The sequence below is a fragment of the Streptomyces sp. NBC_00273 genome (genome assembly GCF_036178145.1).
Lineage (GTDB): Bacteria > Actinomycetota > Actinomycetes > Streptomycetales > Streptomycetaceae > Streptomyces.
This window is the reverse complement of the sequence record NZ_CP108067.1, coordinates 731,132-749,187: the sequence shown is the minus strand read 5'-3', so window position 1 is coordinate 749,187 and position 18,056 is coordinate 731,132. Positions and strand designations below refer to the sequence as shown.

Annotated in this window: 18 protein-coding genes and 4 pseudogenes; 9 read left to right on the top strand and 13 right to left on the bottom strand. The window is 69.4% G+C overall.

Translation table 11 applies throughout. From position 1 onward, the window contains the following. Positions 1 to 419: 419 nt before the first annotated feature. Positions 420 to 1,016 carry an alpha/beta fold hydrolase gene (locus tag OG386_RS02925; RefSeq protein ID WP_328786592.1) on the top strand — a complete coding sequence of 199 codons (597 nt, stop codon included), beginning with the start codon at positions 420 to 422 and terminating at the stop codon, positions 1,014 to 1,016. A gap of 113 nt (positions 1,017 to 1,129) precedes the next feature. Here the strand turns inward: OG386_RS02925 and OG386_RS02920 are convergent, their stop codons facing one another. From OG386_RS02920 to OG386_RS02890, 7 genes and pseudogenes are all read right to left on the bottom strand, one after another. Then, positions 1,130 to 1,279, bottom strand: coding sequence for a hypothetical protein (locus OG386_RS02920; protein WP_328786591.1), 150 nt, complete (start codon positions 1,277 to 1,279; stop codon positions 1,130 to 1,132). 433 nt (positions 1,280 to 1,712) lie between these two features. Continuing rightward, positions 1,713 to 2,651: a LysR family transcriptional regulator gene (locus OG386_RS02915; RefSeq protein ID WP_328786590.1), complete on the bottom strand. Its 939-nt coding sequence runs from the start codon at positions 2,649 to 2,651 to the stop codon at positions 1,713 to 1,715. Between the two features lie 1,049 nt (positions 2,652 to 3,700). Continuing rightward, on the bottom strand, positions 3,701 to 4,132 hold the full coding sequence (locus OG386_RS02910; RefSeq protein ID WP_328786589.1) for a hypothetical protein: 432 nt from the start codon (positions 4,130 to 4,132) through the stop codon (positions 3,701 to 3,703). A gap of 483 nt (positions 4,133 to 4,615) precedes the next feature. Further along, on the bottom strand, positions 4,616 to 5,392 hold the full coding sequence (locus OG386_RS02905; protein ID WP_328786588.1) for a hypothetical protein: 777 nt from the start codon (positions 5,390 to 5,392) through the stop codon (positions 4,616 to 4,618). 178 nt (positions 5,393 to 5,570) lie between these two features. Next, positions 5,571 to 6,749, bottom strand: coding sequence for a cytochrome P450 family protein (locus OG386_RS02900; protein ID WP_328786587.1), 1,179 nt, complete (start codon positions 6,747 to 6,749; stop codon positions 5,571 to 5,573). Between the two features lie 77 nt (positions 6,750 to 6,826). Beyond that, positions 6,827 to 7,489, bottom strand: a pseudogene (locus OG386_RS02895) (DUF6545 domain-containing protein); the annotation flags it as partial. Continuing rightward, positions 7,486 to 7,851, bottom strand: a complete 366-nt coding sequence (locus OG386_RS02890) for a hypothetical protein (RefSeq protein ID WP_328786586.1) — start codon at positions 7,849 to 7,851, stop codon at positions 7,486 to 7,488. The gene OG386_RS02890 and the pseudogene OG386_RS02895, both read right to left, overlap by 4 nt. 611 nt (positions 7,852 to 8,462) lie before the next feature. On the opposite strand from OG386_RS02890, the gene OG386_RS02885 reads away from it, so the two are divergent. Next, the gene (locus OG386_RS02885) at positions 8,463 to 8,687 is read left to right on the top strand and encodes a hypothetical protein (protein ID WP_328786585.1); all 225 of its coding nucleotides are present in this window, start codon (positions 8,463 to 8,465) and stop codon (positions 8,685 to 8,687) included. A gap of 42 nt (positions 8,688 to 8,729) precedes the next feature. Beyond that, positions 8,730 to 9,462: pseudogene (locus OG386_RS02880) on the top strand (IS5 family transposase); the annotation flags it as partial. Here the strand turns inward: OG386_RS02880 and OG386_RS02875 are convergent. After that, positions 9,454 to 9,882: a DUF5959 family protein gene (locus OG386_RS02875; protein ID WP_328786584.1), complete on the bottom strand. Its 429-nt coding sequence runs from the start codon at positions 9,880 to 9,882 to the stop codon at positions 9,454 to 9,456. The pseudogene OG386_RS02880 and the gene OG386_RS02875 overlap by 9 nt on opposite strands. A gap of 712 nt (positions 9,883 to 10,594) precedes the next feature. On the opposite strand from OG386_RS02875, the gene OG386_RS02870 reads away from it, so the two are divergent. Next, entirely contained in the window at positions 10,595 to 10,771 is a 177-nt protein-coding gene (locus OG386_RS02870; RefSeq protein ID WP_328786583.1) for a hypothetical protein, read from the top strand. A 317-nt stretch (positions 10,772 to 11,088) separates the two neighbouring features. Here the strand turns inward: OG386_RS02870 and OG386_RS02865 are convergent, their stop codons facing one another. Next, entirely contained in the window at positions 11,089 to 11,331 is a 243-nt protein-coding gene (locus OG386_RS02865) for a hypothetical protein (RefSeq protein WP_328786582.1), read from the bottom strand. 489 nt (positions 11,332 to 11,820) lie between these two features. Between OG386_RS02865 and OG386_RS02860 the strand changes: the two genes are divergently transcribed. Next, complete coding sequence (locus OG386_RS02860; protein WP_328786581.1) at positions 11,821 to 12,024, top strand: hypothetical protein; 204 nt, start codon at positions 11,821 to 11,823, stop codon at positions 12,022 to 12,024. An 88-nt stretch (positions 12,025 to 12,112) separates the two neighbouring features. On the opposite strand, the gene OG386_RS02855 is transcribed toward OG386_RS02860, so the two are convergent. The 3 genes from OG386_RS02855 to OG386_RS02845 all read right to left on the bottom strand — a co-directional run bounded on the left by OG386_RS02855 (position 12,113) and on the right by OG386_RS02845 (position 14,764). After that, entirely contained in the window at positions 12,113 to 12,454 is a 342-nt protein-coding gene (locus OG386_RS02855) for a HopJ type III effector protein (RefSeq protein WP_327387848.1), read from the bottom strand. A gap of 361 nt (positions 12,455 to 12,815) precedes the next feature. Further along, positions 12,816 to 13,766 carry an SDR family NAD(P)-dependent oxidoreductase gene (locus tag OG386_RS02850; protein WP_328793145.1) on the bottom strand — a complete coding sequence of 317 codons (951 nt, stop codon included), beginning with the start codon at positions 13,764 to 13,766 and terminating at the stop codon, positions 12,816 to 12,818. A 719-nt stretch (positions 13,767 to 14,485) separates the two neighbouring features. Beyond that, entirely contained in the window at positions 14,486 to 14,764 is a 279-nt protein-coding gene (locus OG386_RS02845) for a hypothetical protein (protein ID WP_328786580.1), read from the bottom strand. A gap of 553 nt (positions 14,765 to 15,317) precedes the next feature. On the opposite strand from OG386_RS02845, the gene OG386_RS02835 reads away from it, so the two are divergent. Next, a complete protein-coding gene (locus OG386_RS02835) occupies positions 15,318 to 16,550 on the top strand; it encodes a GNAT family N-acetyltransferase (protein WP_328793144.1) in 1,233 nt (410 codons plus the stop codon). A gap of 60 nt (positions 16,551 to 16,610) precedes the next feature. Here OG386_RS02835 and OG386_RS02830 read toward each other — a convergent pair whose 3' ends face one another. Then, a complete protein-coding gene (locus OG386_RS02830) occupies positions 16,611 to 16,811 on the bottom strand; it encodes a hypothetical protein (protein WP_328786579.1) in 201 nt (66 codons plus the stop codon). On the opposite strand from OG386_RS02830, the pseudogene OG386_RS02825 reads away from it, so the two are divergent. The 3 genes and pseudogenes from OG386_RS02825 to OG386_RS02815 form a co-directional block, all read left to right on the top strand. After that, positions 16,810 to 17,113 (top strand): annotated as a pseudogene (locus OG386_RS02825) (helix-turn-helix domain-containing protein); the annotation flags it as partial. The gene OG386_RS02830 and the pseudogene OG386_RS02825 sit on opposite strands and share 2 nt — an antisense overlap. A 42-nt stretch (positions 17,114 to 17,155) precedes the next feature. Then, positions 17,156 to 17,530 (top strand): annotated as a pseudogene (locus tag OG386_RS02820) (IS110 family transposase); the annotation flags it as partial. A gap of 54 nt (positions 17,531 to 17,584) precedes the next feature. After that, entirely contained in the window at positions 17,585 to 17,893 is a 309-nt protein-coding gene (locus tag OG386_RS02815) for a hypothetical protein (RefSeq protein WP_328786578.1), read from the top strand. The last annotated feature ends 163 nt before the right edge of the window (positions 17,894 to 18,056 follow it).

Genomic DNA, 18,056 nt, shown 5'->3' with positions numbered 1-18,056 from the left:
GAACGGCGCACCGCCGTAGCCCGCATCAGCACCACAACCCTCGCCGACCGGCAGCGCGGACCGCCCGATGCCCGGCTTGACCCACGACCGGCTCCCGACCGGCCCCGACACCTACGCGCTCAACCCCGACGGCCGGGCCCTGCCGCCGCCACCGGAGCCGCTTCGCCGGCGGCCCGAGCACCGTACGACCCGATCCCCACATCCGCAGATTGGAATGCCCATGTCCATACGCACCCTGCCTGAGTCCACCTTCGCCCGAACCGTTCTCGGCTCCGGCCCCGGTCTCGCGCTCGCCCACGGTGCCGGCAGCAGCGTGGCCGGCACCTACGGACCGATCCTGGAGGGCTTGGCCGCCCGCCACACCGTCGTCGGCGTCGACTACCCCGGCAGCGGGGACACCCCCCCGCTCCACCACGCCGTTGTCGCTGGACGACCTGGCCGACCAGCTCGTCGCCGCCGCCGTCACCGAAGGCCTGGACACCTTCGCACTGTCCGGCTACTCCCTCGGCGGCCCCGTCGCCATCCGCGCGGCCGCCCGCCACCCCGAGCGCGTCACCGCCCTCGTGCTGACCGCGACCTTCCCCTACCGGGACAACCACCTCGCTCTCGCCCTGCCGATCTGGCGCAAGCTGGCCGAATCGGGCGAGCGCGAAGTGCTGGCCGAGTACCTGACGATGATGGCCCTGGGCGCCGACGCACTGGAGGCGATGCCGGCCGAGCAGCTCCAGCAGGCGATCGGGTTCACCGCCGCCAGCGTCGCCGCCGGCACCCCCGAGCACGCCGAGCTGGCCCCCCGGGCCGACGTCCGCGACGACCTGCCGCACATCAAGGCACCCACCCTGGTCATCTCCACCACCCAGGACCGGTTCACCTCCACCCGCCTGCACCGCCAACTCGCCGACACCATCCCCGGCGCCCAGCTCGTGGAGATCCGCACCGGCCACCTGCCCATGGTGGAACGCCCCGAGGAATGGCAGAAGCTCATCACGACCTTCCTCGCCCAGCACGGCGCTTGAACAACCCGCCGAGCCCCGGGCAACGCCTGCGTGCTCCCCGACTACCGGCCGCAGCGAGTCCGGGCACCTCGGTGCCGGCGGTGGAGCTCGGGTGCAGGGTGGCCAGGGGCGAGTTAGGGGCCCCAGGACACCTCGACAGGCCGGCCGGCCGTGGGGCCGGTGAGGGTGCAGGGCTCGTGCGTGATGATGCGGGCGGAGCCGTCAGGGGCGAGGCCGAACAGGTAGGCCACCAGCGTGGTCTCCGGCCGTCGTAGGCGTGCCACTTGCGCGACGGCGGCATGCTCGGACCGCTGACCACGTCGATGCGGACCGGGCCGGGCTCGCTGCCGTCGGCGAGCAGCACCTCCTACCGACCCTTCGTACGCGGCTCCCAACGCCTTGAGCCCCGGTTCACCACCGCCAACCCCTCCCCGCGAGCGCCTGATCGGTCGGGCCAACGGAGGGCCCAGGGCGTCTCGGCTGCCGCGACCCGGGTGGCCGCGTACGGTGATCCACCGCCAGGGGTACCGGCGTGATGCGGGACGTCGCCCAGCGATCCTGTCCGGCCCGGAGCGAGTGCGGGAAACGGGCGAGGAGGTGATTCCGATGACCGCGTGCGGAACATGCGGATCGTGCGGGACCCCCGGGGTGGCACTCAGAAGTCTGGTCGCCGAGTTCTGGAGTCAGCTGCGGCAGGCCTTCCCACGGGCGTGCCCGTCACTTCCGGTGGGTGAGGGGCTGTTGAGAGGTGGGCGGAGGTGCGAATAGCGCCTGGACGGTTTCGGTGGCAACGTCTCGCAGCCAGGCGTGGGCGCGGTCGTCGTCGTAGCGCTGGTGCCACAGCAGGTACAGGGGGACGTCGGGCAGCGGGAGCGGCGGCTGCAGTGTGACCAGGCCGAGTTGGTCCCGGGCCGCGCGGGTGACCGCGTCGGGGAGGGTGACGACCAGGTCGGTGTCGAGGGCGAGTTGCAGTGCGAACGCGGTGGTGGGTCCGGCGGCGACGACGCGTCGTTCGAGGCCCCGTGTGGTCAGGGCGTCGTCGATCTGGTCGAGCAGGCGTCCGCGCCGCGAGACGGTGAGGTGTCCGGCGGCCGCGTAGCGCTCGAGGCTCGGCGGGCCGTCGGCGAGGGGGTGGCCGGGTCGGACGGCGACGACCAAGCGGTCCCTGCCGATGAGGCGGTGGCGGATGTCGGGGAGCGTCGGCGGACTTGAGCTCGATTCGAGGTCGACCTCGCCGCGGCGCAACTCGGGGGTGTCCGTGCCTGGTTCGGGGGACAGGCGTAGTTGGACGCCTGGGGCCTGACGATGGACGGCGGTGAACAGGGCGGTGCCGCAAGCGGCGGTCAGGGCGTCGTGCCAGCGCACGGTGAACACCCGCTCCAGAGCCGCCAGGTCGAGTTCCTGCTGCGCGGAAAGGAGTTGGTGGGCCTGCTGCACGAGGGCGTGGACCTGGGCGCGCATGGCCAGCGCGCGGGTGGTGGGGACCATGCTGCGGCCGGTGCGGACGAGGATCTGGTCACCGGTGGCCTTGCGGATACGGCCCAGGGAGCGGCTCATCGCCGGCGCGGTGACGTGGAGTCGGGCTGCGGCGCCGCCGACGCTGCCCTCTTCCAGCAGGGCGTCCAGGGCAGTGAGCAGGTTCAAATCCAGTTGCATGGGAGTAACTCTACAAGTGACGGGCGTGCACTTGTTGTTAATGATCAGGCGGCCTGCTTTCGCAGGAGGCCCCGGCTTGCCGGGCTGCGGCTCGGGCCCGGTGGAGGGCGATCAGTCCGGCGCAGTTGCAGAAGATGCAGAAGATGCAGCTCAAGACGCCCCGCGCGGCTGCGGAGGAACCCGGAGTCACCCAGCGCCCGGTCCGGATCCTGCACGCCCTGAACACCGATCCCGTGCCATGCCGTCTCTAGGCCACGTGCTTCTTCGGCCGGGGTAGAGATCCGCGTCTGTCAGTTCACCGACTCCCACTGCCCCCAAAGCCGACAGATGGGTCGATTCCCGGGCGTGCGGAGTCAGCTTTCGGGGCACAGTCGGCAGACCCGCCCGCTGCGTCGCAGGGCCGACGGCCGTCGGAGGCTGACGTGTCCCGTGGCGCAGCGAATGAGGTGCGGGGCGTGGACACCGAGCCAGCCGGGCTCGAGGAGGACCGCGCCGGCGTTCGATAGGCGTTCCAGGAAGGCGGCCGACGAGGCGGCCGGGTCCTTGCGCGCGCAGGTTCGGCACAGGCCCTGACCCTGCTGGATGTTGGACGGGCGTGGGGTACACAGGTGACCGGCTGGGCAGCGGACACGGTGAGGGGTGGAGTTGCCGAGCCAGGCCGGTTCGAGGAGCTGCGCGCCGGCTTCGGCAAGGCGGGCACGGAAAGCCGCTTCCGCACGTAAGGAGTGGGCGGGACGGCGGTGCTGGTGCACGGTGATTCCCCAGGGCGATGTTGCTGACGAGCAGATACGAGACTTCGGTCATTTCATCGGAATCCGCACCCCGGCCGCCACTGCCGCCCGTCGGCATCCCTGACCGACTCCCGACCAACTCGGCCCTCACAATCGAACCAGCGGACGCGCCAACGGCCGCCGTGACGTGGAGGGTGTCGGCGTACACCCGAATGTGCTCAGGCGGGTACACGGCTACGTGCTCGTCTCCGCGGGGTGCCCTGGGGTGTCGCAGCCCGACCGACTCCGGTTCACTCGGCTGCAGGGCTCGCCGCGCCGTCATGGCGTACGGCCCCGAGCGGAATGCGGGCGCCCGGGGCCCCGTTGCGCACTCCCTGGCACAGCTGGGCCCCAAGACAGGCCGGCCTTCTCCGGTACCGGCTGCCAGGCGCCGATCCAGTACGGAGTGTCAGCCTTCACGTCGCCGATCTGCTTGTATACGCCGGTGCTGTAGTCCTGGGCGCGCATCTGCTCCGCGGTGAAGTACTCACCCCCGTCGGCCATGCTGCTGCAGCTGATCTTGGTCTCGGTCCTCTGGGCCGCCTTGCAGCCGTCGTACTGGACCACCCTCGTAAGCCTGGGGGTGCGGGGCTTTTTGATGGGGCGCCCTGGAGCGCCGGTGACCTTCAGGAGGAGCTGGATGTGCGTCAGGCCCTGCGGTGCCGGGGACTGGGGTGCGTCGGGTCTGAGCAGGGCGTCCACGATCTGCACCGAGTGGGGATACTGCCCTGCCTCCACAGACAGCACAGGCCCCTGGGCCTCGAACCCATCGATTGACGGGGAGGACGGCTGGCTCATCGTGGCGGACGTGCCTGGCGTCACTCCTGCATCCGGGGCTGACCCGTCCGGTTGGGCCGAGCCTCCACAGGCAGCCAGCCCGCCCCCGCAACGGGGGCCTCCCGGTCATCCTTTTGATCTTGAAACGACACCATGGCGAAGGCGGCGACGACTACGCGAACCACATGGCCGGGCGTACAAACGGCCTGCTCATCTGGACTACGCGGTAGGAGTTGAGCTGCAACGCTGCGCTGTGAAGAAGGTCTCCACCGCATCGAACTGTCGGTCCAACCATCTGAACGGACAGTCATGTTCGGGCAACCTCCCAGATCCCTCCCGCTGGCCCCGTAGCCACTCGACGTGGCCAAACCGCAGAACCTGTGCCAGAACCCGGAAAATGGCAGCGCTCGCCGGGCGTCACTGCCCGGCGCGTGGCCGGGTGAGTCCAGCTCCGACCTTGGTCAGCATTTGGCCGAGGAGGTGAAGCGCTCGTGCCCGTGCCGGCACTCCGCGCGCTGTGCCCGTCCAGTAGGCCTCGGTGAGGTTCTCGGTCACCGCGAGGGTCTGGCTGTCGTCTTGGGCGGCCAGCACGAGGACGAACCGCACGTAGTCACCGATGTCGGTGCCCTGGGGGTGCTGGTTCATGACGCTGTTCAGGCGCGCTGTCAGGGCGGGCAGGGTGCGGTCCGTGGGGAAGACGACGGCGAGGCCGGCGAGTGCAAGCCGAACTGCGGGGCATTCGCCTTGCCAGCGGGCCAGTAGATTCGGGGTGTGCAACTGGACTGCGTTGCAGGCCCGGGCCTCGCTGTCGGGATCGGCATGTTGCGGGGTGGCCGGCCAGGTCTCGGCGAGGTGGCGCTCAGCGACGGTGGCGGCGCTGAACAGCAGGTGGACGGCTTGGAACCGGTGGCGGGCGGGAATCCGGTCGTCGACGGCCAGGGCCGCGAGGAGGGCGAGGCCGTCGGCGGTGGAGGGCTGACAGGTGTCCTGGTGGAGGATCTCGTTGTAGAACTCGGAGAGGAAGGTCCGGTCGTCCCAGGCGGGATCGGTCTCTGAGTCGAACAGCATCGCTGCTTGGAGGGGCATGCCGTTCGGCAAGCGGTCGGCGATGACGTTTCGGAAGAGCTGCCGGATCGGCGGACCACAAGCGATCGCTTCGTGCTGGGGCAGTTCGGGTGTGGCGGGCGTGTCCATGACCAGCGCAGCCTACTGGAGCACTTGAGCCGGTCGAGGCAGACAGACAGGCAGGCAGACAGGCAGACAGGCGGGCAGGCACCGGCAGCAGTCAGCCGGCCTTGGGCGACCCCTCCGCGCGAGGCGGGGCCAGTGCCTCAGGGGCCTGCTGCTCACGGAGCATGCAGCGGCGGCAGGGTCACCTCGATACGGGGAGGGACCGGAGCCCGCGCTTGTGAAACGAGGGCCACCATTGAACGTCCTCGCAGGCCACTGTCATCCTGAGCTCGGGGCTACGCCGCAGCAGGGTCTCAACGGCGATTTCTGCTTCAAGGCGGGCTAGCGGGGCGCCGAGGCAGTAGTGAATGCCGTGTCCGAAGGCCAGGTGGGTGGGCGTACGCGTCGGGTCGAATGTGCGGGGGGACGGGAACTGGGCCTCGTCGCTGTTGGCAGAGATGATGGAAATCCAGATTCGCCCGCCTGCCGGGACGACAGTCCCGGCGATGGTGAGGTCCTCGAGCGCGAACCGGCGGACGCCCAAGGGGAACGGCGGATTCGCGCGTAGCGTCTCTTCGATGACGTCGCGGATCGCGAGCGTGCCATGGCGGACGGCATCGAGCTGCTCGGGGTGGAGAAGCAGGGCCGTGATGGTGTTGCCGATGAGGTGGACGGCGTTGTCGTAGCCGGCGAAGAGGATGAGGAAAGTGATGGAGACGAGCTCGGACTCGGTCAGGCTGTCGTGTTCGTCGCGCGCTTGGATCATGGCGGAGAGAAGGTCGTCCGTGGGCTCCTCCCGCTTGGCATGGATGATCTCGACGAGGTAGCGGTACATGCTGCGCATGGCCGTCCGAGAGTCCGTGGCGGCTCCTGGGGCGGGCGAGAGCAGGGTGTTGGTCCACTCACGGAAGTCGCGCCGTGTGTCGGCCGGAATGCCGAGCAGCTCGCAGATGACGTTCATCGGGAGCGGGTTCGCGAGTACGTCCATCAGGTCGATGTTCGGGCCTGCCGGGGCCGCGTCGAGGAGTTCGTCGGCCAGGGTTTCGATGCGCGGGCGAAGGTCGGCCATGCGGCGGGGGGTGAATGCCTTGGACACCAGTCGCCGCAGACGTGTGTGGTCGGGTGGATCCATGTTGAGCAGGTGGGCGTCGAGCTCCGGCGGCATGGAGGACTGGTAGGAGTTGCGGGTACGAGCGTTCGCTTTGTTGAGGGACAGCCGAGGGTCGGCCAGAGCTGCGCGGGCTTCGGCATAGCTGGTGATGACCCAGACGGCTTCCCCGTCGGGCGTCGTCGTCTCGTGGATCGGCCCGGCGCCGCGCAGCTGCGCGTATCGGCCATGCGGGTCGGTCATCAGAGCGTCGTCGAAGATGGGGATGGTCACGCGATCACCGCGTCGTCGGCGAGCCGAGTGTCCGAGAGGGGCGCGGCCGCCACCTGTGACGTGCCGTACGCCTCCGCCACGCGGGTGAGCCAGTCGGCTTCGCACATGATGGCGCCGGCCGCTGGGTCGTGGGGGAGTAGCGGCTGTGGAATCCCCTGGTCGGTGCCGGTGCCGGATCCGGCTCCGGTAGCGCGAGTACGGAGGGCGGCGGCGAGCTGGGATGGTTCGATCACTGCCTCCAGGTCGTCTCTGGTGAGCCCCGGTCCCTCGCCGAGCGAGTGCGCGGTCTCTGCCGCTTTGCCGTTGTAGTACTGCCGGCGCGCCAGCTGCCCGTCGCGGATCTCGGCCACTTGGCGGCCGACGAGACGAGGCAGAGTGCGCATTGACCAACGAGCCTGCCGGGGGTCGGTCGGGAGGAACACCCTCTCCGGGAACGCCTGGGTCATGTCCCGCCACAGTGGATGGAGCTGCCGGTAGGCACGGTAGTCCGCGACGAACTCCCGGACCCTGCTGACGCCGACACCCCATGCGGGCACCGGGAATTCAACGGAGAAGGCGGCAGCGGCGACGTCGGCCGACATGGGTGCCGGGTTCGCCGTGGCGACGTCGAGGTCCTGATGGAAACGCTCGACGAGTCCGTGGGCCTGGATCACGTATCCGCCAGCGATCACGAGGGGATACGGCGTACCGATGTCGATGACAGCGGCCAGGAGCCGGCGGTGCAGGTCGCTCAGTTTCACGCGGCGACAGACCCCGCGCCCGCGAGGTCGGGGAAGGCTTCCTCCCGGACCTGTTGCACGTGTCTGCTGACCGGAGTGCGCAGAACGGGCCACTCGGCCAAGGGGAGGTCGCAGTTCCGCAGGGTCACAAGGTCCTCGTGTTGCCCCTCGGCCAGGATGGTCCGGTACAGGCCCATGCGCAGGCGGGGCGGGTCGAGTTCGTAGGCTCGCAGCCCGGGCCGGGCCACGTGCAGGGGCAGCTCGACCACTTCATGCCGCAGACCTGCGAGCTTCTCCGGTGAAGCGGGAAGCCGGCTCGTGTACCGGGCGTCGAGCACCTTGGCTGCCGACTGCGCCGCGTTGCGGGAGGGGGACATGGTCATGTACCTGATTATCCCGCGTCCCGCTGGTCCCCGGTACCGCAGACGCGGGCCCGGTTCGGCACACCGTTTGCGGTGATCGAGCCGCTCGTGGCCCGTCCCGGACGGGCCGCTGAGGGTGTCGGTGGTCAGGCCCGCCCGACTGCGCGGCACCGCCTCGCCCGGGTTGAGGACGGGATTACGTACGCCGGCCCCGGGGAGGATGCGGGTGCAGGCGGCACGATTACGGGGTATCGCCCCGGTGGCCCAGTGCCGGAGCACGGGAGTGCCGCACCCGCGATGGAGCAGCACCCTGGAGGCGGGTCCGTTGCGCTGACCACCTGCCCTGGGCCACCTGGCGGGCACTGGCAGGTAGTCGTGGTCGCGGCCTGTGACCGCCGAACTCATCGATGTTGATCATGCGGGTCGCTGCCGTCGGGTCCGTTGCCCGGGGGCGGCGGTCTGAGCGCCGGCGCCGGGGTCCACGCGTCTGTCCCGGCTGCCTTCCTTCAAACGCTGTCCCTCCAAAAGTTCTGAGGGGACGTCAAGGTCTGTTGTGCCCTCGCGACCCGCGAACGCCGCGACGGGGGTGGACTCCGGATGCCGTGTGGGCCGGCCCGCCGCACTGTGGATGTATGGCGGACCAGACGGAGATCGTGATCCATCCCGTGTCGCCGCAGGGCGGGCGCAAGGTCACCGTCCACGCGCTCGGCGTGGACGCGGACCTCGGCCGGGCGTTCACGCCCGCGGATGTGTCGGAGTTCCTGCGGCGGGTCGGGCTGGAGGATGTGGATCTGTCCGAGGACGGGCCGGTCCGGTGGGAGGGTGGCGGCCCCGAGGTGTGGACCGGCGACAGCTGACGCCGCCGGGCCGGCGTCCGCTTGGTCCTCTCGGAAAGCAGTCATCCGGGGCGCAAGCGGCATACTGACCGGCTGGTGTTCCAGGGCGTCCTGTTCGTGCTGCATACCGCAATTGCCTGGGAACACCTGCCGCAGGAACTCGGCTTCGGCTCGGGCATGACGCGTTGGCGCCGCCTGGCCGAGTGGACGGAGGCCGGTGTGCGGCCCAGGCTGCACGCGGTCCTCCTCGCCGAGCTCCGCAGCGTGAACGCGCTGGACTTCTCCTGGGCAGCCGTCGACGGCTCTCACATCCGGGCGTCAAAGCGGGCTCCAAGACCGGACGAAGGCCTGTTGACCGGGCTAGAACGGGCAGCAAGCACCACTTGATCACCGAGGCCACCGGCATCCCGCTCGCTGTGACCTTGACCGGCGGCAACCGCAATGACGTGACCCAGATCGTTCCGCTGCTCGAAGCCGTTCCGTCAGTGCGGGGCAAACGCGGCGCGGCCGGCCCCGGCGTCGCCCGGACGTCGTGCTCGGGGACCGCGGGTACGACCACGACAAGTACCACCGTCTCGTGTGGGAGCTTGGGGTGAAACCGGTGATCGCCCGCCGCGGGACCGAGCACGGTTCCGGGTTCGGCACCCGCCGCTGGGTCGTGGAGCGCGCATTCGCCCACCTGCACTGGTTCCGTCGCCTGCGGATCCGCTGGGAGATTCGCGACGACGTCCATGAAGCCTCCCTTACCCTTGGATGCGCGCTCATCTGCTGGCGGAGGCTTGTCTCTCTAGACTGACAACAGCGGAACCCAGTACTTCATCACCTGCTGCAGGCGCTCCTTGTGGTCAGCAATCCACCCGTCCGGCGGCACGAGCGGCACTCGAACGGTGACCATGGACCCCGACTCGTCCTCCACGATCACCTCGGGGCAATCACGCTCGCCGGTGAGTTGGATGAAGATCGACGGGCCACGGCTCATCTCCATCCAGGCGACATCCTCGCCAGCATCGAGCCGGTTCAGCGCATCCGCCCAGCTCTCCAGTCGCAAGGTGTACAGCGCCAAGTCAACACGGCCGGACACGAAAGGCGTCTCGACCACGATCTCGGCTTCCAGCCCGGCGGACCACCTGGGATCACGCCCCAGAACGTTGACGGTGACGCTGTTCCCCTCGTCATCTGCGAGAGAGATGAGCTCTCTCGGAACAATGTCGTTCACAGCTGCTCCTTCATCGGCGAGTACCGAGAGATCCTCGCCCTGGCCGGGGCACATCCGCCATCCCATTTCGTTAGGGGTTATAGGAGGGGGCGACCTTCCGCTCTCCGGCAACACCGCCGTCGGTGCCGCCCGCGCCCGCGTACCGGCTGTTTGGTCTCCCAGGTCGCGGCTCGTTCCCGGCCCACCTCCACCACCGTTGCTGCGCCCGGTCAGGCGGCCTTGTCGAACGGCGGGCCCGGCGGCGCGGGCGGGGCGTGGCTGTGCCCCTCAAACCGGGCGCGGGAGTCAAGGCGTCGCGGAACGATGCCTCCACGGGGCGCACGGGGGACACTGCCGCACGCGGGCGCGAATGGTCCCGCATTAGTGGCATTCACGGGCCGGTGTCCACAAGCAGTTGGCGCCACAACCCGTGAAGCGGTCATGGAAAGGACGGCGCTCACCAGCGTCGACCCCTTCCCATCTGGAAATCCCTATTCCCCTCTCTTGGACCAGTACGGCACGGGGCAGGCGCGGCGCGCGCAGGCGGCCTCCACCGCCAGGGCGCTCACCGCTCCACGGCCGCGAGCCCGGCAACCGCCGCGCTGCCCGCCTCGGCGGCGGGAGGCTCTGTCGGGGGAAGGGGCTCGGAGTCGGCGGCAGATCGCGACCCCCATCAACGCGCGCGGCAGTCCATCGGCCGAAGGTGTTTGCCGGCGCTTGCCTCGTGGTCGGGATGGGTTTGCTGGCCTGGGCCGTGATCGGCGCCGCCGTCGGGATGTTCCTGTTCATCCCCGTGGCCCTGTTGCTGCTCGTCGCGGCCTTCGCGGGCGACGGCGTTCGCCCGAGCGGATGGCTGGTGGTGATCACACCCATTGCGGCTGTGACAGCCGTGGCAGTGTTCGTTCACTAGCCTCCAGCCCCAAAGGTTCTGGTCAGGTTTGGGGACTAGTGCGGCAGGGTGCCATGACTACGCGAAGCGGCACGGACGCGAGACGCTCACGGTTCCTGTGGCTCGTACCGGTCCAGGCGGCCGCGATGGTGGCGCTGCGCCCGTTGGTGACCGCTGTACCGGCGGGCCGCCGGCTGCTGGCGACGGAGGACGGGATCACGGGCGCGTTCGCCGCGCGCCTAACCCCTTGGGCGGCTCCGTGTCGAAGTGTCCGCCTCCTTGAAGTAGCCGGGGTGCTTGCCGTGCCTCGGCCTCGGAGCAGATGCAGGGCAACTGCTCTACAACGCCGTTGAGTTGGCCATGGTCTGGGCAGGCTTCGGCGTAGCCCAGGGCTCAGCCGAGGGAGCGGCGGAACCGGGGACGGCGTCGTTCTCGCCCAGGCGGGTGCCGATGAAGGCGACGGCCCGATCGATCCGCTTCTGCAGCGCCTCGGGCCCGTCGGCCACTGCGGCTGCAACCTTCACGTTCTGCTCCAGCAGGTCGGCCTCGGCGCGCAGCGCGGCGGCCTTCTCCAGGAACATCCGCTCGTCGTCGGGGCGGGGGCCGGCGACGGCCGGGGGACACGGCCGCCCAGTTCGGCCGCGCGCTCGCGCAGGCTGGCGGGGAGGGCTCCCGGGGCGGGCCGGTCCAGGCATCGACGCCGCCGGTCGCCGCCGGGGCGAGGGCGTCCCGCAGCCAGCCGCGCCCTGCCGACAGGGCATCGTGTGCGTTCCCGGGCGCGGCGCTGGATTCGGTCATGGGGTGGACTTCCGCGTCGTGCCGGTCCCTCAAGGGCGCTCCTCCGACCGGCGCCCCCGTCAGGTCACCCGGCTCACGGTGCGCCAGGTTCTCACTGGGTCATGCCGATGCCGGTCCGGTCGGCTACCGCTCGGGAGTCGGTCAGTGCGAGGCCTTTCTCCGCTCTGGTTCATCGCACAGCTGACCTGGGCGACTTGCTCCTTCTGCGAGTAGGGGCTCATCGCCAAGATCCGCGTCACCGACCTCCGGGAAGGCAAGGCTACGCAGCCCACATGACACTGTGGGCGATGCGCGCCTACGAGACCTCCACCTGGGGAACCACCCCTCAGTCACACGACGGGAAGCGGTTCTTCAGCTCCATGAAGACGTGCACCGACGCCGCCTTCACCCCGCGGGCAGGGCGCTGCGAGCACGTGCTGGCCGTGCGCGGCGCCGGCCTCGGCAAGCCCCGGCCCGAACCGGCGCTGCCGTTGTAGGCAGTGCTGCCGGCGACCGGAGCACGAGGCGAGGCCTTCAAGGCGGGTTGGTGGTCGTGACCGTTGGTGCTCGCCCGGACTTCGCGGTTCAGCTCTTTCGGGCCAACGGTTGCCCGGCGAAGCTCACCCCTTCCAGGCCATGGGCCATGAGGTTGCGAATGTTGCCGTGGTCAGTGTCGTTCGGCGTCGCCAGCACACTGCGATAGTGCTCACCGAATGCAAGCAGCGCCTCTTGGTCGCTCAGCCCTTCCAACAGGGCCAGTCCCAGCGTCTTGCAGGAGCCCTCGTTCTCACCTGCGGCATTCTCCAGTTCCCCGTTGCGGAACGCCTGCGGCTCGTACTCGTAGTGCGCGGTGATGAAGGCCAAGGTGTCGGCGAACTCGTGCTCACCTGACGCAAGGCTTGCCCGCAGCGAGTTCAGAGTAGTCATGTTGGTTCCCCTGGGTTGAACGGACGAGCCGGTTGCCGTCCGTGACCGGGGGACAATAGCCCCTTCAGGCCATCCGGTAGGAATCGGGCCACATGCCGGAACGATTGGTGTCGCCGCAGGTCACGACGTGCGTCCGTGTGCCCCGCCGAGAGGCGGTTTCGGTCCGGGCGATCGGTTTCGAGGGCGGTGCTGATCGTCGTACGCGTGGTGATACCTCTGGACGGTCCTCGGCGACGGAGCTGCGGTGGCCGTACCCGGCCGTACCCGGCCGTACCCGGCCGTACCCGGCCGTACCCGGCCGTACCCGGCCGTACCCGGCCGTACCCGGCCGTGCTCGGTGGGGCGGCTCGCCTGGGCCCGGCTATCCAGAGATGGCAGTGGGGTCTACACCGGTCAGGTCGCAGCTCGTGTCCCATAGCCGCGCCGCGAAGGAGGAGTCGGCAAGGTGGTCCCACACCCGTTCGCGTCGCGGCTCACCCCGCAGGCCGAAGACGCGCGGTCCCCACAGCTGGCCTCCACGCACAGCCGGGTCGAGCACCGCCCGGACCGCGGGCCACGCGCCGGCATGCTTGCCTTGCACGAGGACGGCCGCAGGTGCCGCCCTCAGCCGGGCGCCGGTGGTTCGCACATGAACCGGCGGCCGTGACGGGGTGAGCGAGTCCAGCGCGCCGCCGGGATGGACCACCACGCTCGTCACCGTGCTGCCGGCAGCGCGCAGCCGTCGGTCGAGTTCGACGCCGAAGTACATCTGCGCCAATTTGGAGCGTCCGTAGGAGCGCTTGGGCTGGTAGGCCTTCAGGGACTGCAGGTCGTCCAGGTCGAGCCGCTCGGACTTCGCCGCGAAGCTGCCCGTGGTCACGACGCGGGCCGCCGGCGCAGCCAACAGCAGCGGCATCAGCCACCGGGTCAAGGCGAAGTGCCCGAGGTGGTTCGTGCCGAACATGAGCTCGTGGCCGTCCTCGGTCTCCCTGCGCGGCGGGTCGTCGAGCGCGACTCCGGCGTTGTGCACTACCGCGTCGAGGCGTTCCACCCCTACTGATTCCACCGTTGTTTCGAGCGACGAAAGGTCGGCGAGGTCCAGCCGTACGGTCCGCACCCGTGCGCCGGGGACGCGTGCACGGATCGAGTCCGTGGCGGCTTCGGCCCTGGCGGGATTCCGGCTGCCGAGTACGACGGTGGCTCCGGTTGCCGACAGCTGCTCCGCGGCGAAGTACCCGATGCCGGCGTTGCCGCCGGTGACCAGGAAGACGCTGCCATCGGCACGCGGCAGCCGTTGGACATTCCAAGGCGGGGTGGAGAAGTCGGACGACATGGCCACGGGGGCTCCCTTGCGGGTGAGGGCGGCTGCGACCGTTCCGTCGGCAACTCGATACCGACGGTTCCATCGGCCACCGACACATCGCCCATGGAGCACCGACAAGCCCGCCAGGCGGCCGACATCCCGCCCACAGGGTGCCGGCCCGTCGCTGCGCTGTACGGGTGAGCGTTGCGTCGTCCGCCCGGAGCACTCGAAGGCCACTGGGACACTCGGCTACCCGACGCCACAGAACAAGCGGAGAGCCCGCCCTCCTGCCCACCTGCCCTTTTGTCCTCCCGTCCTCCCACCCGTGACACCGGGCGAGAACCTTCGGCTTACGATCAAGACCGTCAGTCGGCCCGAGAGCGCCTCTGGGTTCTCGTCCTGTCCCGCAGATGGGGCGCCGTACGCACACGGGGATGGCTCATGCACGGACGCCACCACGCCCGCGACACTACGAGTGACTCGTCCAGCACGGCGTAACCCTCATCACCGGGGCAGCCGTCACTTTGGTGACAAAGCCCCTGACCTCCCGACTCAGCTGACCGCTCGTCTGTCAGGTGTCGTACTCGCCGTCCTCATCCTCGGCATGGCACTCCGTGATGAGGCCGAAGACCGCACTGTCAAAGGTGAGTTGGAACGCTGGATCGCGATGTCGCGGGGACGGCCATGCCCGCACCTCAAACACCAGGTGAGCCCCGCCTCTCACTGGGTCCGAGATCGGGAACAGACCCTCAACTGGGCTCGTGACTCCGGCGTGCGGTGAGCCGGGCAAGTGACTTTGTGGGCCAGCAGGGCCATTCGAGGAGGCGGCTGGTGATCACGAAGTAGTGGACGCTGACCCGGCCCCCCTCTTTGTCCAGGATCTGTGGGGCCTCATCCCGGTAGACGTAGCGGAGGTATTTGTGGAGGATCGGTGTCCCAGCGAGCAGAAGTACCGGTGAGGAGATGAGGATGGCCACCGGGACCAGGGCCCTCACGACGGTCAACTTCGTCCTTTCCTCATATCGCATGCGCCCAGTGTGCTGACCCGCACGTGGTTTGTCAGCCTGCTCTGCGGGGCTTGGTGCCGACTCTGTGATGGGTGCGACGGTTATATGCCTGGCCGGTGGCGACAACGCGTCCCGCGTCGAGACGGGGCGGCCGGGCAGCGGTTCTTTGACCCTGGCGGTTGCCCTAGCCCGGGATGGTTTTGGTTCACCGGCTGGGGAGCCGGTGTTCGTGCACAGGTTCCTGAACCTTCGCAGTACACGGGCGGGTGTGAGTCTGTTCGGCTCGGCTCGACCGGTTTCCCCCAGGCGTGACCTTGCGGGTCCCGGCCCTGGCTGCCCGCAGTGCGTTCAGGGCTACGGTGTCGATGTCGGCCAGTACTCGCCAGGCGGTCGGGGCGACCGCAGTCGGTGCAGAGCGCTACTGAAAGCGCTGCTCAGCGTGGTGGCGTCGGCCGGATCCGCGAGCAGACGTGAGCCGGCGTGGTTGACCACCCCGTGCACGGCGGCGCTGACAGAGAGCCGCGAAAACCGGTTGGCCGGGATGGCTGGGCGATGCCACAGTCTGGCTGTGACCATGACCAGCGGTTATTCCGTACCTGTTTCGTTGCCCGACGGCCTCGCCCTGCGAGAGGCGAGGCCCTCGGATCTTGACCAGATCGGCGCGCTCCTGTCCGAGCGCGGTGAGCCGGACGACGCGATCGACCACCGGCTGGTGGTCACCGACCCCGACGCGGGCTTGTCCGCCTGTGCCGTGGTCGTCGATGGCGAACGGGTCGTGTCCACCGCGACGCTCCTCGACGAGGAGGTGTGCATCGGAGGCGTCCGCCTGCCCGCCGGCCAGGTGGAACTGGTCGCCACCGAGAGCGAATACGAGGGGCGCGGGCTCGTAAGGGCGCTCATGCACTGGGCTCACGAGCGCTCTGCTGCCCGTGGCCACCTCGTCCAGGCGATGATCGGCATCCCGTACTTCTACCGGCTGTTCGGCTATGAGTACGCCATCGACATACCGCAGGTGCTTAACGTGAACGCCGTGCCGCCCGGCGATGGAACGGCCACGCTCCGTGCCGCCCGGCCCTCCGACATCCCCTCCATGGCTGCCCTGCAAGCCTCGGCCCAGAGCGGGTTCGATGTGACCATGCCGCACTCGGAGGCGTGCTGGCGATGGCTCCTGGACCACGAGTCGAGCAACCTCTGGGTTCTCGAGCAAGCTGACACGGTCATTGCCACCGCGCGCACCACGCCTCCCGGTGAGGAGATGCTCCTGGCCGAGGCCGCGGCACGCGACGAGGCGGCGGCACGCGACCTCCTGAGCGGCGTCGCCGCTCTGGCATCCGGCGACGACCCACTACGGATCGTCCATCGGGCAGGCACCGTGACGGGCAACGCGTGGCAGGAGTTCATCGACCACGAACCGCGCGGGAACGCAGAGCAGTACTACATCCGCATCCCGGATGCCGCGGCACTGCTCGACAGGCTGCGTCCGCTGCTCTGGCAGCGCCTCACCGCGGCCGGGATCGACCGCACCGGCCGAGACATCGTCATCTCGACCTTCGGCGCCCACTACCGGATTCCGGTTCTCGCCAACGGGCTCGGCGAGGTCGTCACCGGCGGACCGATACAGTCGCCGGGAGCCGTGAAAGGCGCCGGTGTGGCGCCCGACCATCTGGCCGCCCTGCTGTTCGGCCCGCACGGAATCGAGGGGCTGACCCGGATCCGCCCCGACGTCTACTCCGCGGACGAGGAGCTGTTCCAGGTGCTCTTCCCGCCACTCACTGCCGACGTACTCAGCTACTACCTCCCGTACTAGTGACCTGAGTCAGAGGTTCGGTGGCAGTAGGCGGCGGCGACGACTTCGTCGAGGATCCCGTCAGTTGTCTTCGTCCAGACGGAGCGCCGTGGGTGCTCGTTCCAGTCGGGCGAGCCGGGCTCGGATGTCGCGTTCGAGTTCCTGGACCGAGCAGTGGCCTCCAGGCTTGAGCTCCTTCTGGGCGGGCTCGGTCGGCGTGAAGTGCAGATCGCAGATGGAACCGCGGGTGTAGTGCCCGGCTGACCGTTCCGGCAGGCGCATCCTGGTCGGACGTGCCCTGGCTGGTCGGCCGGCCGGTCTCTCACGTGGCGGCGGAGATGGGCATACCGTTTCCCACTGCCCACGAGCGGGTCCGCCGGTTTCGGACCGAGGGCGACGCGGGACGGCACGACCGGTCCAGCCGCCCCGTCCGCACCCCACCCCGCGCCCCGCCTCGCACATCCGCAACGGTCGAGGCCGAGGTATCCCGCCTACGGACCGGCCGCGAACTCGGGCCGGCCCGCATCGGACCGGTCCTGGGCCTGTACGCCTCGACCGTGCACCGCATCCTGGTCCGCCACGGCCGGGGTTCGTCCAGCAGCAGGACGTCTGCCGGGTTTGGTGACCAGGCGGGGCAGGACCGCTTCCGCACCCATCCCGCTGCCCCGATCATGCTGAGCTTTCCCGGCGTCGGGCCCGGAGCCGGCGCCGGACTCCTGGTCGAGATCGGTGACGACCGCATCCGCTTCGCCACCGCGTCGGCCGCCGGTTCGTGAAGAACAACCGGCTCAACTACGCCGGCTGCCCGCGAGCCTTGGCCACGCTCAGCCACCCACCTGGCGCCAACGCCCGCTACAGGCGCAGGCGCGAGGCCGGAGACTGGCATGCCCAAGCCCTGTGACCCGTTCAACCGCATGCTTGGACAGCTCCACCAGTGCCTCCAGAACCGGGTGACCTTCGACGTGTCCACCGACTTCCCTCCTCCCGCCGCAGCTGGCTGATCACTGAGGTGTCGGCTCATGACAGGCTGTCCTCCTGCGCACTGAGGGGGAGCCATGGCAGAGGTCGGTGGATGGATCTGGGAACGCAACCTGCGGTCGTTCCTGGAGTTGCTGGCGCACTACGTGGGCTACTGCTTCGATGCCACGGACTGGGAGGCGGTGGCACTGGCGCTCGAGGCGACCGACGACGAGCGAGCCGACGGCTGGTACTCGTACCCCTTGGTCGGCGAGCATCGACAGGTCGAGATTCGGCTGGCACGCGCGATCGGCGGCGATGAGGTCAGGCTGGCTGTGAAGGGGGCTCTGACGCCCGAACTGGAAGTTCGAGCGGACACCCTGCTGGCCGCCTTTGCAGCAGGCTGACCAAGGCCAACTTGACCGTCAACTGTATGAGGTGCCTCCTCCACGCAGTAGCCGTGGAGAAGAGAAGCGGCTCACCACCCGGCTGGAGGCCAGGACGAGAGGCCACCGAAGCCCGCGCCCTACGTTCTCGCTCGTCTGACCCCCTGACCGCGACTCCACCCCC

Bases quoted from the DNA above. Each gene is read 5' to 3' on its own strand.
- OG386_RS02915 (WP_328786590.1), bottom strand. From the start codon at position 2,651: ATGCAACTGGATTTGAACCTGCTCACTGCCCTGGACGCCCTGCTGGAA.
- OG386_RS02905 (WP_328786588.1), bottom strand. From the start codon at position 5,392: ATGGACACGCCCGCCACACCCGAACTGCCCCAGCACGAAGCGATCGCT.
- OG386_RS02890 (WP_328786586.1), bottom strand. From the start codon at position 7,851: ATGACCATGTCCCCCTCCCGCAACGCGGCGCAGTCGGCAGCCAAGGTG.
- OG386_RS02885 (WP_328786585.1), top strand. From the start codon at position 8,463: ATGGCGGACCAGACGGAGATCGTGATCCATCCCGTGTCGCCGCAGGGC.
- OG386_RS02870 (WP_328786583.1), top strand. From the start codon at position 10,595: ATGGGTTTGCTGGCCTGGGCCGTGATCGGCGCCGCCGTCGGGATGTTC.
- OG386_RS02865 (WP_328786582.1), bottom strand. From the start codon at position 11,331: ATGTTCCTGGAGAAGGCCGCCGCGCTGCGCGCCGAGGCCGACCTGCTG.
- OG386_RS02860 (WP_328786581.1), top strand. From the start codon at position 11,821: ATGACACTGTGGGCGATGCGCGCCTACGAGACCTCCACCTGGGGAACC.
- OG386_RS02855 (WP_327387848.1), bottom strand. From the start codon at position 12,454: ATGACTACTCTGAACTCGCTGCGGGCAAGCCTTGCGTCAGGTGAGCAC.
- OG386_RS02850 (WP_328793145.1), bottom strand. From the start codon at position 13,766: ATGTCGTCCGACTTCTCCACCCCGCCTTGGAATGTCCAACGGCTGCCG.
- OG386_RS02845 (WP_328786580.1), bottom strand. From the start codon at position 14,764: ATGCGATATGAGGAAAGGACGAAGTTGACCGTCGTGAGGGCCCTGGTC.
- OG386_RS02835 (WP_328793144.1), top strand. From the start codon at position 15,318: ATGACCAGCGGTTATTCCGTACCTGTTTCGTTGCCCGACGGCCTCGCC.
- OG386_RS02830 (WP_328786579.1), bottom strand. From the start codon at position 16,811: ATGCGCCTGCCGGAACGGTCAGCCGGGCACTACACCCGCGGTTCCATC.
- OG386_RS02815 (WP_328786578.1), top strand. From the start codon at position 17,585: ATGGCAGAGGTCGGTGGATGGATCTGGGAACGCAACCTGCGGTCGTTC.